Origin of the sequence: Acetobacter sp. AN02, from assembly GCF_029759835.1 — a bacterium.
In the GTDB taxonomy this organism is placed as follows: domain Bacteria; phylum Pseudomonadota; class Alphaproteobacteria; order Acetobacterales; family Acetobacteraceae; genus Acetobacter.
In genome coordinates this window covers 1-12,630 of sequence record NZ_JAJJND010000019.1, presented here as the reverse complement: position 1 = coordinate 12,630, position 12,630 = coordinate 1, and the positions used below count along the sequence as shown (strand labels likewise).

The window sequence follows — 12,630 nt, the reverse complement described above, 5'->3', positions numbered from 1 at the left end:
CGGCACGGGCGGGGCATGACGGGAAAGGGCTGCATCCTTACCGGGATTCTGTGCCTGCTCTCCGGAACGGCCAGAGCGGATTCCCTGGGTCTGAAGGAGATCGAGCGCCTCAATCTCCTGTGTCGTCCGACACAGATTGTCTTCGCCGGAGACACGGACGCCATCGCCGCCTCCGGTAACGGCCGGATTTTCTATCGCAGGAATGGCGGGCACTGGGAGACATCTCCTGTCGAGACAAAGGGCGGTCGCGCTCTGGTCCGGCTGCCGGACGGGCGCTGGCTGATCTGCGATACAGAAAACCGCCGTCTTCTGCTGGTGTCCGATCTGTCGGGAAAGGAGGCCGCCACTCCCGTTTCCGCGCTGGGCGGTATAACGCTCGAGCGTCCGCTCGATATCCTCATGGAGCCGGGAACCCCCTTCATCTGGCTGCTGGACTCCGGACACCGCGTGTTCCGGTTTACGTCGGTGGACAGCCCTGCCACTGTGCTGCAGTTCCATCACCCGCAGGAAATCGGCGATCCGCGTGGTCTCTCCTTCTTTGACGGGCGGCTGCACATCATCGATTCCAGCCGGGGCGAGGTGATGCGGATCGATGATTTCTGGGATCGGCGCTACACCGTCTTCCGCGCTCCGCGTCCGCCGGGCACGCCACGTGACGTTCCGGCAGGCTCGATGTCCACCACCGGGCCGGTTCTTAACGACGTCCAGAAAATCGGGGAGTGGTATTACGGCTCCGATTTTTTCTCACCGACCTACGCAAAGGGCGGCGATATCACACCGGGCCGCCTGCTGCGCTGGAGGAACTGGAAGGATTTCCAGTCCGGAAAATGGGAGGATGTCACCCCCCTGCTTCCCGGCGGCGATGTGCGTGTGACGCCGTTCTTCCTGACGGCCCACAACGACAGCCTCTATATCCCCTATTTCGACGGGGAATCGCCCTGTTCCGGAGGCGGTGTCCTGTTCATGGCCGGAGCCGGGGAATAGCCGCGAAACAGGCTTCCCCTCAGGTTTCCGTCTCTCCGTTATTCCCGCGGTGCCGTCGGGCCAGACGCAGTGTGCCCCCGCCTCCCACCAGATGTCCGATCGGCGTCAGGGAGTCGATGTGATCGCAGACGATCTTGAACACCGCGAGCAAGGGCACGGAGAGGAACGCGCCGGTAATACCCCACATCCAGTCCCAGAATATCAGTGACGTCATCACCAGAACCGGATTGAGCGTAAAGCGCCGGGCGAGGAGCATCGGCGTGATCGTCTCTCCCTCCAGCAGATGGATGCAGAGATAGATCGTCGGCGCCACCAGCGCGTGAAGCGGATGCGCAAACGCGAACAGCCCGACAAAAAAGAAGATCACGACACCCGTCAGCGGACCGATGATCGGGATGTAGTTCAGCATAAACGCCATCACGCCCCACAGGAGCGGGTTGGGCATACCGACCAGCCAGCACTGGAGCATGTTCGCAGCGCCCACCAGCAGGTTCATCATGGTGATGGTCGCGAGATACCGGGAGATATTGCGCTCGACCTGGGATGCGATCTGGACCGCGCGGCGCTTGTCCGAAAAGGATGGCATGATCTCCACGAACCGGCGGAGGAGGGAGTCTCCTTCCGCCAGCAGGAAGAACAGCATGATAAAATAGGTGAAGAGCTGCCCCATGAAGTCGCGCGTACCCATAAGGACGCTGGAGCCGAAGGAGCCGAGACCGACCGAGACAGGCCCGCCCGGCGGCGGCTTCACGGGTGCCGCCGCGCCGCCGGTTGCGTTCATCAGCGCCTGCATCCGCCCTCCGGCCTCTTCCAGGAAGGAGATCGGCTGACGCAGGAAGGACAGTTTCTTCTGTGCCGCAGCCAGTCCTTCCGGCGCCCGTGCGCTCCATCCCGTGGCCGGCACGGAAATAGCTGCGACGATCATGCCCATCACGGTGAACATCAGCAGGATCAGCAGCAGGGCCACCAGCGGTTTGGGCAGATGCGTCCTGCGATGCAGGAACCGCATTGGCGTCAGGAGCACCATGTTCGTCACGATGGCCAGGACGACCGGAAGAATGAATTCCGAGGCGAGGCGCAGTGTGTAGAACACCGCAAGGATCGTCAGGACGATCAGGCAGATCCGGGAGATATTGATGTGCGAGGACCGCATCGCATCCCGTATCAGAGCCTCGCGCTGCAGTTCCTCCGCAATCTCGGCCTTCGTGTATTCCTCATCACCTGAAGGCATGGCAGCGTTTCCGTTTCTTCAGACGTGACAGGAGCAGGATGCGGAGCAGCAGGTGCGGTCATTCGCGGACGGGAAAGAGAGCGACATTCAGATCAGCCCTTTCAGACGCAGCAGACCGATGGCCGCAATGCTGACCATGCAGGTCATGCGGCCGTCCCTGATCATTTCCTCCACCTCCGTCAGAGGCAGGGTGTGGCAGGTGATGTCCGCCTCGGTGGACTCCCGCGCCGTCGGGCCCTGGGTCAGATCCTCCGCCAGCCAGACATAACCTTTCTGTGTGGTGTATCCGGCGCCCTGCCAGACCATCCCTGCACAGGTCATCCGGCCCGCGACCAGCCCGGTCTCCTCCCTCAGCTCACCACGGGCGACATCGGCCGGATCCGCTTCCGGCTCTGCCTCCCACATGCCCATCGGCAGTTCCCACAGGCGGCGGCGCACAGGGTAGCGATACTGCCGGATCAGCGTGACGACAGGTCCGTCAGATCCCCGGCCAAGCGGAAGGATGACGGCAAACTCCCCGCGTTCCACGACGCCGTAGAGCCCGTCCTTTCCGTCGGGGCGGCGGATGATATCCTCCCGCACCCTGGTCCATGGATTTTCATAGGCGATCCGGCTGGACAGCGTCTGAAAGCCGCCGTCGCTCTCTTCATCCGCGCAGGCCATGCCGTTCCGGATCAGATGATCATCCGGCATCACATCCGGTCTCCTTCCGCACTCCGCCACGGGCACATACTGCATCATGGGGATTTGTCTGTATGCTGTATCTCTCATTGCACAGAAACGCAGGCCTGTCCCCCGTCTCCGGAGACGTTCTTCCATGTCCACACAACCATCCCCGACGCTCCGCATCCTTGCGGTCGTTGTCTTCAACCTCCTGTGCTATCTCGTGATCGGGATGGAGATGGCCGTGGTGCCGCTCTTCGTGCATCTCACCCTGGGATACAGCGCGGCCATCGCCGGATTTGCCGTATCGCTGCAGTATCTCGCTACTCTGGTCACACGGACATGGGCGGGAAACCGGATCGATACGGGGGGACCAAAGCCAGTCGTCATCACCGGGCTGATCACCGGGGGGCTGTCGGGCTTTCTGCTGATCGCAGCCGGATATCTGGCCGCGATGCCCGCTCTTGCCCTGACGCTCGTCCTGCTGGCCCGGGTCGTGCTGGGCTTTACCGAAAGCTGGATCGCCGTCGGGGCCATCATGTGGAACATCAGCCGCATGGGCAGTGAGCGTACGGCTCTCGTCATCTCCTGGAACGGTGTCACGTCCTATGGCGGTATCGCCCTCGGTGCGCCGGTTGCCACGGTCCTGTTTTCCATGCACGGCCCGGGAGCCGGATTTCTCGGGGGACTGCAGGGTACCGGCCTGCTGACCGCGCTGCTTCTGCTGGGTGGTGTGCCCTTCGCTTTCCGTCCCGCCGCGACACGACCGGCCGCGCAGACCGGCCCGCGCCCGTCCGTTCTTTCCGTGTTGCGGACCGTTCTGCCTTATGGCCTGGGCCTGGGCTGCGGTTCGGTTGGGTTCGGTGCCGTCGCGTCCTGCCTCGTGCTTTTCTATACCAGCCGGAACTGGGGCGGTGCGGCTCTGGCTCTGGCGGCTTTCGGCGGTCTGTTCGTCATGATGCGCTTCGTTTTTGCCCGCTATATCGACCGGCTGGGTGGCGGCGTGATCGCGGGCATATCGATGCTGCTTGAGGCTGTCGGGCTGATCGTGACGGGGCTGGCGCCGTCTCCGGTTCTGGCGGGGCTGGGCGCCGGGCTGACAGGCGCCGGATTCTCCCTTGTCTTCCCGGCGCTCGGCGTGGGGGCCGTGGCGTCTGCCGGAGAGGCCAGCAGAGGGGCGGCGCTGGGCGGGTATTCCATCTTCCTTGATCTCGCGATCGGCCTTTCCGGTCCTCTTCTGGGGCTGATGGCGCGGCTGGAAGGTTACCCTTCACTGTTTTTTGTCTCCGCCTCCTTCGCCGTCCTCGGCGCGATTCTCAGCTTCTGGCTCCATATCGGCTCGGGCAGGACGGATCGGGCCGTCGCGCCCCGTAGCGGAGGTGTCAGAAATCCGTCATGATCCTGCGAAGAAAGAAAAAAATTTAAGGAAAGCCTCTTCGTATGAAAGATACGCTGTCAGCCGTCGCCGTGTTCTGTGGCTCCCGTTTCGGAAATAATCCAGGTTATGAACAGGCCGCCCGGGAGATCGGCGCCGGTCTGGCCCGGGCCGGTCTGCGTCTTGTCTATGGCGGGGGCGATGTCGGTCTGATGGGTGCGACAGCGGATGCCGCCATCGAAGCCGGAGGACAGGTGACCGGCGTGATCCCATCCTTTCTTGAGGCAAGGGAGATCATGCATCAGGGCGTGGCCGAGCTGATCATCACGGAGGACATGCATGAGCGTAAGACCATCATGTTCGGCCGGGCGGATGCATTCCTGATTCTGCCAGGTGGTTTCGGAACGTTTGATGAGCTTATGGAAATCACCACCTGGAAGCAGCTCCAGCTCCACACAAAGCCGGTGATCATCGTGAACGTCCTGAACTGGGCGGACAGCGTACTGATGATGCTGGATGCCGCCGTTGCCCAGGGGTTTGCCTCCGCCGATGCGCGCGCCCTGATCGAGACCGTGCCGGACACGGCCGCGGCTCTTCGCCGCCTGGCGGCATCAGGCGTTATGGCGAACTGCTGAAAATCCGGTAAATTCCCCTTGCGTGCGGGCCGGATGCGCTATATACGGCCCGTCCATCGGAGTGTAGCTCAGCCTGGTAGAGCACTGTGTTCGGGACGCAGGGGCCGGAGGTTCGAATCCTCTCACTCCGACCATTAAACGGCCCGGCAGATCAGCCGGAGCCATGCAGCCCCAGAATGGCTGATTTTTCCCGGAAACGGAAAAATGAACAGGTTTCGGACACCGGTCGGAAACCTTCTTGTCACAAATATCTCCTATTGTTCAGCAGACGTCCCGCCCGGACGGCGATATGCCGTTTCCCGTGCGCAGAAGAATCCCTGTTCAGGAGAGCTCCATGCCTTTCCGTAAATCCCTTCGCTTTTCTCTGGCTGCAGCTCTCTGCACCGTTCTCGCATGCGCGCCCGTCATGTCGGCCTTCGCGCAGCGTGGCGGCGGTCCCGGGGGCCCCGGCGGAGGCGGTGGTGGCTTCCGTGGCGGCGGACCGGGCAGAGGTCCGGGTGGTCCGGGCGGCGGCGGATTTCGCGGAGGCCCCGGATGGGGGGGCGGTCCCGGCGGCGGCTTTCGTGGCGGGCCGGGTGGCGGATTCCGCGACGGCGGGTTTCGTGGTGGTGGTCCCGGCGGCTGGCGAGGCGGCGGCTGGGGCGGTGGTCCGCGCGGCTGGGGTGGTGGTGGCTGGAGAGGAGGCTGGGGCGGCGGTGCGTGGGGTCATGGCGCCTGGGGGCCCGGTGCATGGGGCTGGGGAGGCTGGGGTCCGGCCTATTACGGCTGGGGCGGCTATCCCTATGCAGGTGGCTGGGGCGGCTGGGGCTGGGGCTGGGGCGCGCCGTTCGCGTTCGGCTCCCTGCTCGGAATGGCCGCTGCCAGCTCCGTCACCTATGACGGCGTCAGCAGCTATGATTATTACAACGGCGCGGCCGCCGGCTACCAGCAGGCACCGCCTTACGGATATGACGGGTACTGAATATCCCGGGCAGACATAAGGACAGATATTTCCTTCTCCGCGGCCCGGAGCCGGAACCGGTCAGAGGACCGGAACGCGGTGTCCGGGTCGTCCCCCATCTCAGGACGACCTGCGCGGAGACCCTTTTTGACTGGCCAGAATTTTAACGCCTGCCTTGATTTCGTCCGCACGGCGGAAGGCGGATACAGCAGCGATCCCAAAGATCCGGGGAACTGGATCACCCCCGGGAAAGGGCAGCCGAAGCAGTTTGTCGGCAGCCGCTACGGTGTCAGCGCACCGGTGCTTGCCGCCTGGCTGCATCCGCAGCCCGTCACAGCCGATATGATGCGGACTCTCGATGTTGATACGTTCGGGGCCATCGCCCGGTCCCGCTACTGGAATCCGCTCAGCGCCTCCGCCTTTCCGGCAGGAATCGATCTGATGCTGTTTGATTTCGGCTGGAACTGCGGCGTCGGTTCCTCGGCCATTCTGCTTCAGCGTATGGTCGGCGCCCTGCCCGATGGCGTTATAGGCCGCCGGACCCTGGATGCGTTCGACAACGCCGCTCCGGCAGATATTCTGCCACAGATCAGCCCCGAAAGCCTGACCACCCTGCACAGCCGCCTCGGGCTTCCGCCCAGCAGCGGAATCGGGCCGGAAGTGCAGCGTGCGATCTGTCGTCGGGGCGGGCTTCCTGCCGTTATGGTGCTGGTGCTCAGCGGCATGCAGGAACGGGAATACCGGACGCGTGCCGGGTTCAGGCGCTATGGCCGGGGCTGGCTCGCCCGCACGCGCAGGCGGACGGAAACGGCGCTCGCAATGGTCAGCGCGGAGGCAGCGCGCTCTCCGGACGGCTGTGTGCTCACGCCGGTCTGACGATTTCCCGTCAGACAGTATTTTCCCGCCGGGCCGTATTGACCGCGCCTGCGGGGGTTCCCATCATGCAGGGATGAAGACCCCTGCCGTCTCCTCATACCAGGCGCTTCTGAAGAGTCTCCGGACCTCCGGGAAGCGCCAGTCCGGGAAATACCGCCGGAAACTGGCTGCCGAGACCGGAGCGGTCGCGATGGAGTGCGCCGCTGCGGCCATCGCCGGGGATCAGGAAATGATCCGGCAGGGCAGCGCCGATTTCCTGATCCTGATGGCACGTCTGTGGGCTGCCGAGGATGTCAGCCCTGACGCGATCTGGAAAGAACTTCATGCCCGTATCGAGGCGGGTGAGGTCTATCGTCTCCTCAGCGCCGCCCCTGATCGCAGGCCACTTTTGCGCGGTCCCTGGAGCACGGCATCCACCAAACTTCCCTGAACGCGCATCCGGTGGCATAAGCACCCGGTTCTCACGCAGCCGCCCGTGACGATTCCCGCCCGTATGACGGAGCCAGCCGGACCTTGTCTGTATCGGACCTGTTTTCCTCTCCGCATGTCCCGGATGCCATTATCGGTGCGGCCGTAGTATTCTCTGCCATCGCCGGTCTGATACGCGGCGCGGTGAAGGAGCTGGTCAGCCTTCTGGCCTGGGCCGGGGGCCTGGCCGGAGCATGGACACAGGGCGCGATCCCGGCCCGGTGGATCAGCGGATGGGTCACGAACCAGACCGCAGCGCATGTCCTGGCCTTTATCGTGATTTTCCTTCTCGTCTTCAGCGTGATCCGTCTTGGCGGCAATGTTGTGATTTCCGCCGTCAGGACCACATTCCTCTCAGGACCGGATCATGTCGCCGGACTGGCCTTCGGGCTTGCACGGGGGGCGCTGATCATGCTCGCGATCTATCTCTCGGCCGGAATGGTGGTCCCGCAGGAGCGGGATCTGATCCTTCAGGGCAGTCTTTCGGAACCTCTCCTGAAACGGGGTTCCGCTCTTTTATCCGGTTTCATACCGGGTTTTCAGGGCTCAGACCTTGCGCAACAGAGCGCATCAGGCCATGAGCACGCCCATCAGCCGGATCACCAGTCCGGCTCTTCAACCTTCTGACAGGGTGACCGGCGCTTCGTCTCGCCGGATCATTCCGCCGCCGGGGAGGCACAGGTACTATGGCGTTTCTTTCGTCCCGGATGCTGACATCAGCAGACTGCCCGGCAGAAGACCAGGATGATACGCTCCATGAGGAATGTGCGGTCTTCGGCGCGTGGGATATCGCCGATGCAGCCGCGATTGCCGCTCTGGGTCTGCACGCGCTTCAGCATCGCGGGCAGGAAGCCTCCGGCATCGTCACCCATGACGAAAGCGGCTTCCATTCTCATCGCGGTCTCGGCCTCGTGGGCGACGTATTCGGAGACCAGCGCGTCATAGCCGGACTTCCGGGCCGCAATGCCGTCGGGCACAACCGCTATTCCACGACCGGCGACACGCTGCTCCGCAACGTGCAGCCGCTTTTTGCCGAATTCGAGTTCGGCGGCCTGGCCGTGGCCCATAACGGGAACCTCACCAACGCCAACGTGCTGCGCCGGGCACTGATCCGCCGCGGCTGCCTGTTCCAGTCCACCACGGACAGCGAGGTGTTCATCCACCTCATCGCCATCTCGCTCTACGCCACGGTCGAGGACCGGCTGATCGATGCCCTCAAGCAGGTGCAGGGCGCCTATTCCCTCGTGGTTCTGTCCGAACACGCGCTGATGGGCGTGCGCGATCCGATGGGCGTCCGCCCGCTGGTGCTTGGCCGTATTCCCGGCGCACCGGACGATGCCTCGGGCTGGATTCTGTCATCGGAAAGCTGCGGTCTCGATATCTGCGGCGCGGAATTCGTGCGTGACGTGGAACCGGGCGAACTGGTCATCATCGATAAAAACGGTGTCCGCTCCATCCGGCCCTTCGCTTCCACACGCCCGCATTTCTGCGTGTTTGAATATATCTATTTCGCACGTCCGGACTCCGTGCTTGACGGCCGCTCTGTCTATGATGCCCGCAAGCGCATCGGGGAGCAGCTCGCTCAGGAAAGCGAGGTTGAGGCCGATGTCGTGGTCCCGGTTCCGGATTCCGGCGTTCCCTCGGCCATGGGCTATTCCCAGGCCAGCGGTATTCCCTTCGAACTCGGAATCATCCGGAACCACTATGTCGGACGGACCTTCATCGAGCCGACGGACCAGATTCGCAATCTCGGTGTCCGGATGAAACATTCGGCCAACCGCCCGACCCTGGACGGAAAGCGCGTGATTCTCGTGGACGACTCGATTGTCCGCGGCACGACCTCACGCAAGATCGTGGATATGGTCCGCGCCGCCGGTGCCCGGGAGGTGCATATGCGCATCTCCTCCCCGCCGACCCGCAATCCGTGCTTCTACGGCATCGACACTCCGGAGCGCAGCAAGCTGCTGGCGGCCCAGCACGATATCCCGAAAATGGCCGAGCTGATCGGCGTGGACAGCCTCGCCTTTATCTCGCTCGACGGTCTGTATCGCGCGCTCGGCCATGATCATCGTGATCCGGAGTCGCGCCCCTATTGCGATGCCTGCTTCACCGGCGACTATCCGATCCCGCTGATCGATCAGGAAGCCGGCGCGGCCTGATGGTACCGGCCGGTCCGGGAGACAGGCCCGTGGCGCTCATTACAGGAGCAGGCCGGGGGATCGGCCGTGCCACCGCACTCGCTCTGGCGCGCCGGGATGTGCACTGCCTGCTTCTGGATCGCACGCCTGGCAGTCCGGAGGCCACCGAACAGGCCATCAGACAGGAAACCGGCCGGACAGCCACGATCCTGCCGTTTGACCTGACCGATCGTGAGGCGATGCTTCGTATCGGTCCGTCCATCGGCCAGCGTTTCGGACGGCTCGATCTTCTGGTTCATGCCGCCGCCCCTTTCATGCCGCTTGCGCCGCTCACGCATTTGCGTGATGCCGATCACGATCGCGCCGTTGCCGGTCGGCTGACGGCAACGATGGCGCTTCTGCGGGCCTGCACACCGCTGCTGCAGGCCGCTGCCTCTCCGGCTGCCGTGATTCTCACAAACGGATTTCTGGCTGAGCAGGCACCCTGGCGCAGTCTGACGGCGCCTTCAGAAGCTGCGGTGCAGGCGCTGGTCCATGTGTGGGAGCAGGAGCAGGCGGAGTACGGTCTGCGTGTGGTTCTGCACGATCCCGGCCCCTGCGCGACCCGGCTGCGGGCACAGTATTTCCCGGCAGAGACGCAAGCACTTCAGGCGGATCTGACATCTCCCGACGAGGCGGCTGATATCATCGCCGGACTCTGCCTCGGACCAGCTTCTGCCGTATGACGGCTCTGACTTGCCCGAAGACGGAATACGCGGGAAACTCAGCTACAAAATGGGATTTTACCCGGAGAAAAAACCGATGATCACCGGAGTATCGCGTTGCCGTGCCCCGTATGCCCTGGCCCTGGCCCTGGCCGTCCTGCCCGTTGCTGCCGCGCGGGCGGATGAGGGTGATGACGGCCCGAAGAAGCCTGATATGCACGAGATGGCCGCACATCCGGGCTTTACGAAAGTGCACAAGGATTTCAGCGCCTATCGCTACCGTCCGGCGGGCGACATCGTAAAGGAGCAGCCGGACACGGATCGTCTGATGTTCTGGACGAAGGAGGGGCAGCCGGACGGCTATGCCCAGCGGCGCGGTGACAGCATCATCTATTACAACGCCGCGGGTAATGCGATTCGCGTCCAGCGGCTCCAGCCGGGTGAACTCGACTGATCAGCCTTTGTGGCGGACGAGTTCATAGAGGCCGACCGCCGCAGCCACGGAGACGTTGAGGCTCTCCATTCCGCCGGCCATCTTCAGGCTGGCGACCTCGTCACAGGTCTCGCGGGTCAGGCGGCGCAGACCGCTGCCTTCTGCCCCGAGGACGAGCGCGACCCGGCGGCCGCTGAAGCTCGCGCCGTCGAGCACCGGTCCGTCCGCATCGAGGCCGACCGTCCAGATCCCCTGCTCCTGCAGCTGCACAATGGTGCGGGACAGGTTGACGACGCGGACCAGAGGCACGCGTTCGAGCGCGCCTGAGGCGGCCTTTGCCAGCACGGTGCTCTCGGGCGGGGCATTACGGTCCTGCATCACGATACAGGCTGCTCCGAAAGCCGCCGCAGATCGCAGGATTGCCCCTGCGTTACGCGGATCCGTCACCTGATCCAGCACCAGAACCGGCCCGGGACGCAGCAGCGCATCCTCTATGGAGATGGCCTCCAGCGGCTCGACCTGAACGGCCGCTCCCTGATGCACGATATCCGCGCCGACGACCTGATCAAGCCGGGCGCGCTCGACGATTTCGACGGAGGACGGGAGAGGTACGGACAGACGCTGTGTCAGCTCATCCCTGGCGGCATCCGTCAGCAGCAGACGCAGCACCGTCCGGTCCGGATTTTCCATGACGGCCTGCACCACATGCAGACCGGCCAGCCAGCATGGTCCTCCGGGACGGGAGGAGGAATGCGTGTGCCGGCGGGGGGACCGGGCGTGTTTCTGCGCGGGCTGGCGGGAGCCGTCGCGAGGGGAGCGGGAAGAAGACATGATGCTGCTATACGCTGCAAACACGCTGTCGTCATGAGGGCCGGAGCCTGCATACCGGAAAAAATCCGCTCCGGACGATTGACAGATCAGTCCTGTATCCGTAATCCGGGGCCCGTCGGAAGGGTGCCCGAGTGGCTAAAGGGGGCGGACTGTAAATCCGCTGGCGTACGCCTACGTTGGTTCGAATCCAACCCCTTCCACCATATTCTACTTCCGTAGACATCCATACATCACCGCAAAGCCTTGTCGCGACTGCGGTTTTTCGTGCTTCCTTTGTCCGCCATAGTGCGCGGCAATCCGCATCCATCCGGCGCATTTGCGGGTAAAGGAAGCGGGGAATGCGGGTAAAATGCTGACCGATACCGAGGCGCGGAATGCGCACCCGACGGAGCGGTCCTGTCGGCAAGGGTATAGCAGTCGAGAACGGCCATCATCGTCGGCATTCTTTCCGACAGGACACCATTACGCGGGACTGGCTGCGTAACAGCCTTGATCGTGCCACGACCTATTGCATCTGCGGTCCGGATTCATTTATGCATGACATGATTGAGGTTCTGCGCAGTGAGGAACTTCCGGGATCTCATATCCGCGGCGAGATTTTTGGTCCGGCATCTGATCCGGCCATGGGAATCTGCTCATGGCTGTCAGACGGTATAATCGCTGGAAAAAAACGGATAATTTCTACTGTTAGGTCAGGGTATAGGTTGCTGCAGCATGGATGCTTCCTGCGGAAAGAGAGTTTCCTGATCTGTAATACTGAGAAATCAGAGGAAGACTGGATGAGGACGTTCTGAATACTCCACGGTTGCTGTCTGTGCCGAATGTAAAGGGGGATGATGCGGTATAAAGAAGCCTTACATCCACTCCCTCTGCTGTTCCTGTATTTTTCAGAACACCCTGAATACCTGATGATGGTCCGTTTGCATCCAGTCTGAAAAGGATTGTCACATCGGGCTGACAGTTCAGAATGATGGAAAAAGAGGTATTGTTCGCTGTCGAGCCGATGGATGAAAGATCAGAAGTTTTTCAGGTATTAAGAATGACGTCTATTGAAGGATTAACAAAACTGCATGTAGAAGAGCTTATCGTTACATGGTATGACAGTACAAAGTAAGTCTATATAGCATTATAAATCATGTATTTCACCATATTTACAGAGGGAATTGTTAATTTTCCGGAAATATTTCCTGTTTTTATAAGATGGATGTTTAGTCCCGGAATTTGATGGTGCATTATTTTCACATGAGTGGAAGGATGCGCTATGGGCCAGGTTCACCACGGAAGCGCCACGACGACAGCGGCAGTCCGTCGAGCGATACAACATAGTCAAGAGAGCCTGAGGGTTCTGGCGA

General features: G+C 62.4%; 13 protein-coding genes, 2 tRNA genes and 1 pseudogene. 12 read left to right on the top strand and 4 right to left on the bottom strand.

Annotation, left to right across the window (positions count from 1 at the left end; all coding sequences use genetic code 11):
• Positions 1–15 precede the first annotated feature (15 nt).
• Entirely contained in the window at positions 16–984 is a 969-nt protein-coding gene (locus LOC54_RS03825; protein WP_279312510.1) for a hypothetical protein, read from the top strand.
• A gap of 19 nt (positions 985–1,003) precedes the next feature.
• Here LOC54_RS03825 and LOC54_RS03820 read toward each other — a convergent pair whose 3' ends face one another.
• A complete protein-coding gene (locus LOC54_RS03820) occupies positions 1,004–2,137 on the bottom strand; it encodes an AI-2E family transporter (protein ID WP_408740285.1) in 1,134 nt (377 codons plus the stop codon).
• A gap of 165 nt (positions 2,138–2,302) precedes the next feature.
• The gene (locus tag LOC54_RS03815; protein WP_279312508.1) at positions 2,303–2,908 is read right to left on the bottom strand and encodes an NUDIX hydrolase; all 606 of its coding nucleotides are present in this window, start codon (positions 2,906–2,908) and stop codon (positions 2,303–2,305) included.
• 124 nt (positions 2,909–3,032) lie between these two features.
• On the opposite strand from LOC54_RS03815, the gene LOC54_RS03810 reads away from it, so the two are divergent.
• The 10 genes from LOC54_RS03810 to LOC54_RS03765 all read left to right on the top strand — a co-directional run bounded on the left by LOC54_RS03810 (position 3,033) and on the right by LOC54_RS03765 (position 10,468).
• On the top strand, positions 3,033–4,277 hold the full coding sequence (locus LOC54_RS03810; RefSeq protein WP_279312507.1) for an MFS transporter: 1,245 nt from the start codon (positions 3,033–3,035) through the stop codon (positions 4,275–4,277).
• Positions 4,278–4,318: 41 nt separating this feature from the next.
• Complete coding sequence (locus LOC54_RS03805) at positions 4,319–4,888, top strand: TIGR00730 family Rossman fold protein (RefSeq protein ID WP_279312506.1); 570 nt, start codon at positions 4,319–4,321, stop codon at positions 4,886–4,888.
• Between the two features lie 57 nt (positions 4,889–4,945).
• Positions 4,946–5,022 (top strand) — tRNA-Pro (locus LOC54_RS03800).
• Between the two features lie 200 nt (positions 5,023–5,222).
• Positions 5,223–5,849, top strand: a complete 627-nt coding sequence (locus LOC54_RS03795) for a hypothetical protein (protein ID WP_279312505.1) — start codon at positions 5,223–5,225, stop codon at positions 5,847–5,849.
• Between the two features lie 126 nt (positions 5,850–5,975).
• Positions 5,976–6,704 carry a glycoside hydrolase family 108 protein gene (locus LOC54_RS03790; protein ID WP_279312504.1) on the top strand — a complete coding sequence of 243 codons (729 nt, stop codon included), beginning with the start codon at positions 5,976–5,978 and terminating at the stop codon, positions 6,702–6,704.
• Between the two features lie 73 nt (positions 6,705–6,777).
• The gene (locus tag LOC54_RS03785; protein WP_279312503.1) at positions 6,778–7,134 is read left to right on the top strand and encodes a hypothetical protein; all 357 of its coding nucleotides are present in this window, start codon (positions 6,778–6,780) and stop codon (positions 7,132–7,134) included.
• 83 nt (positions 7,135–7,217) lie between these two features.
• Complete coding sequence (locus LOC54_RS03780; protein WP_279312502.1) at positions 7,218–7,799, top strand: CvpA family protein; 582 nt, start codon at positions 7,218–7,220, stop codon at positions 7,797–7,799.
• 59 nt (positions 7,800–7,858) lie between these two features.
• On the top strand, positions 7,859–9,331 hold the full coding sequence (gene purF / locus LOC54_RS03775) for an amidophosphoribosyltransferase (protein WP_279312501.1): 1,473 nt from the start codon (positions 7,859–7,861) through the stop codon (positions 9,329–9,331).
• A 29-nt stretch (positions 9,332–9,360) separates the two neighbouring features.
• The gene (locus LOC54_RS03770; RefSeq protein WP_279312500.1) at positions 9,361–10,035 is read left to right on the top strand and encodes an SDR family NAD(P)-dependent oxidoreductase; all 675 of its coding nucleotides are present in this window, start codon (positions 9,361–9,363) and stop codon (positions 10,033–10,035) included.
• Positions 10,036–10,111: 76 nt separating this feature from the next.
• Positions 10,112–10,468, top strand: coding sequence for a hypothetical protein (locus LOC54_RS03765; RefSeq protein WP_279312499.1), 357 nt, complete (start codon positions 10,112–10,114; stop codon positions 10,466–10,468).
• On the opposite strand, the gene rlmB is transcribed toward LOC54_RS03765, so the two are convergent.
• The gene (gene rlmB / locus LOC54_RS03760; RefSeq protein ID WP_279312498.1) at positions 10,469–11,278 is read right to left on the bottom strand and encodes a 23S rRNA (guanosine(2251)-2'-O)-methyltransferase RlmB; all 810 of its coding nucleotides are present in this window, start codon (positions 11,276–11,278) and stop codon (positions 10,469–10,471) included.
• A gap of 117 nt (positions 11,279–11,395) precedes the next feature.
• Between rlmB and LOC54_RS03755 the strand changes: the two genes are divergently transcribed.
• Positions 11,396–11,481 (top strand) — tRNA-Tyr (locus tag LOC54_RS03755).
• Between the two features lie 484 nt (positions 11,482–11,965).
• On the opposite strand, the pseudogene LOC54_RS12330 reads toward LOC54_RS03755, so the two are convergent.
• Positions 11,966–12,289 (bottom strand): annotated as a pseudogene (locus LOC54_RS12330) (fimbrial protein); the annotation flags it as partial.
• Positions 12,290–12,630: the final 341 nt, after the last annotated feature.

Coding starts and splice junctions, on each gene's coding strand:
- LOC54_RS03810 (WP_279312507.1), top strand. CDS start 3,033: ATGTCCACACAACCATCCCCGACGCTCCGCATCCTTGCGGTCGTTGTC.
- rlmB (WP_279312498.1), bottom strand. CDS start 11,278: ATGTCTTCTTCCCGCTCCCCTCGCGACGGCTCCCGCCAGCCCGCGCAG.
- LOC54_RS03765 (WP_279312499.1), top strand. CDS start 10,112: ATGATCACCGGAGTATCGCGTTGCCGTGCCCCGTATGCCCTGGCCCTG.
- LOC54_RS03825 (WP_279312510.1), top strand. CDS start 16: ATGACGGGAAAGGGCTGCATCCTTACCGGGATTCTGTGCCTGCTCTCC.
- LOC54_RS03815 (WP_279312508.1), bottom strand. CDS start 2,908: ATGCCGGATGATCATCTGATCCGGAACGGCATGGCCTGCGCGGATGAA.
- LOC54_RS03805 (WP_279312506.1), top strand. CDS start 4,319: ATGAAAGATACGCTGTCAGCCGTCGCCGTGTTCTGTGGCTCCCGTTTC.
- LOC54_RS03785 (WP_279312503.1), top strand. CDS start 6,778: ATGAAGACCCCTGCCGTCTCCTCATACCAGGCGCTTCTGAAGAGTCTC.
- LOC54_RS03820 (WP_408740285.1), bottom strand. CDS start 2,137: ATGCGGTCCTCGCACATCAATATCTCCCGGATCTGCCTGATCGTCCTG.
- LOC54_RS03795 (WP_279312505.1), top strand. CDS start 5,223: ATGCCTTTCCGTAAATCCCTTCGCTTTTCTCTGGCTGCAGCTCTCTGC.
- purF (WP_279312501.1), top strand. CDS start 7,859: ATGGCGTTTCTTTCGTCCCGGATGCTGACATCAGCAGACTGCCCGGCA.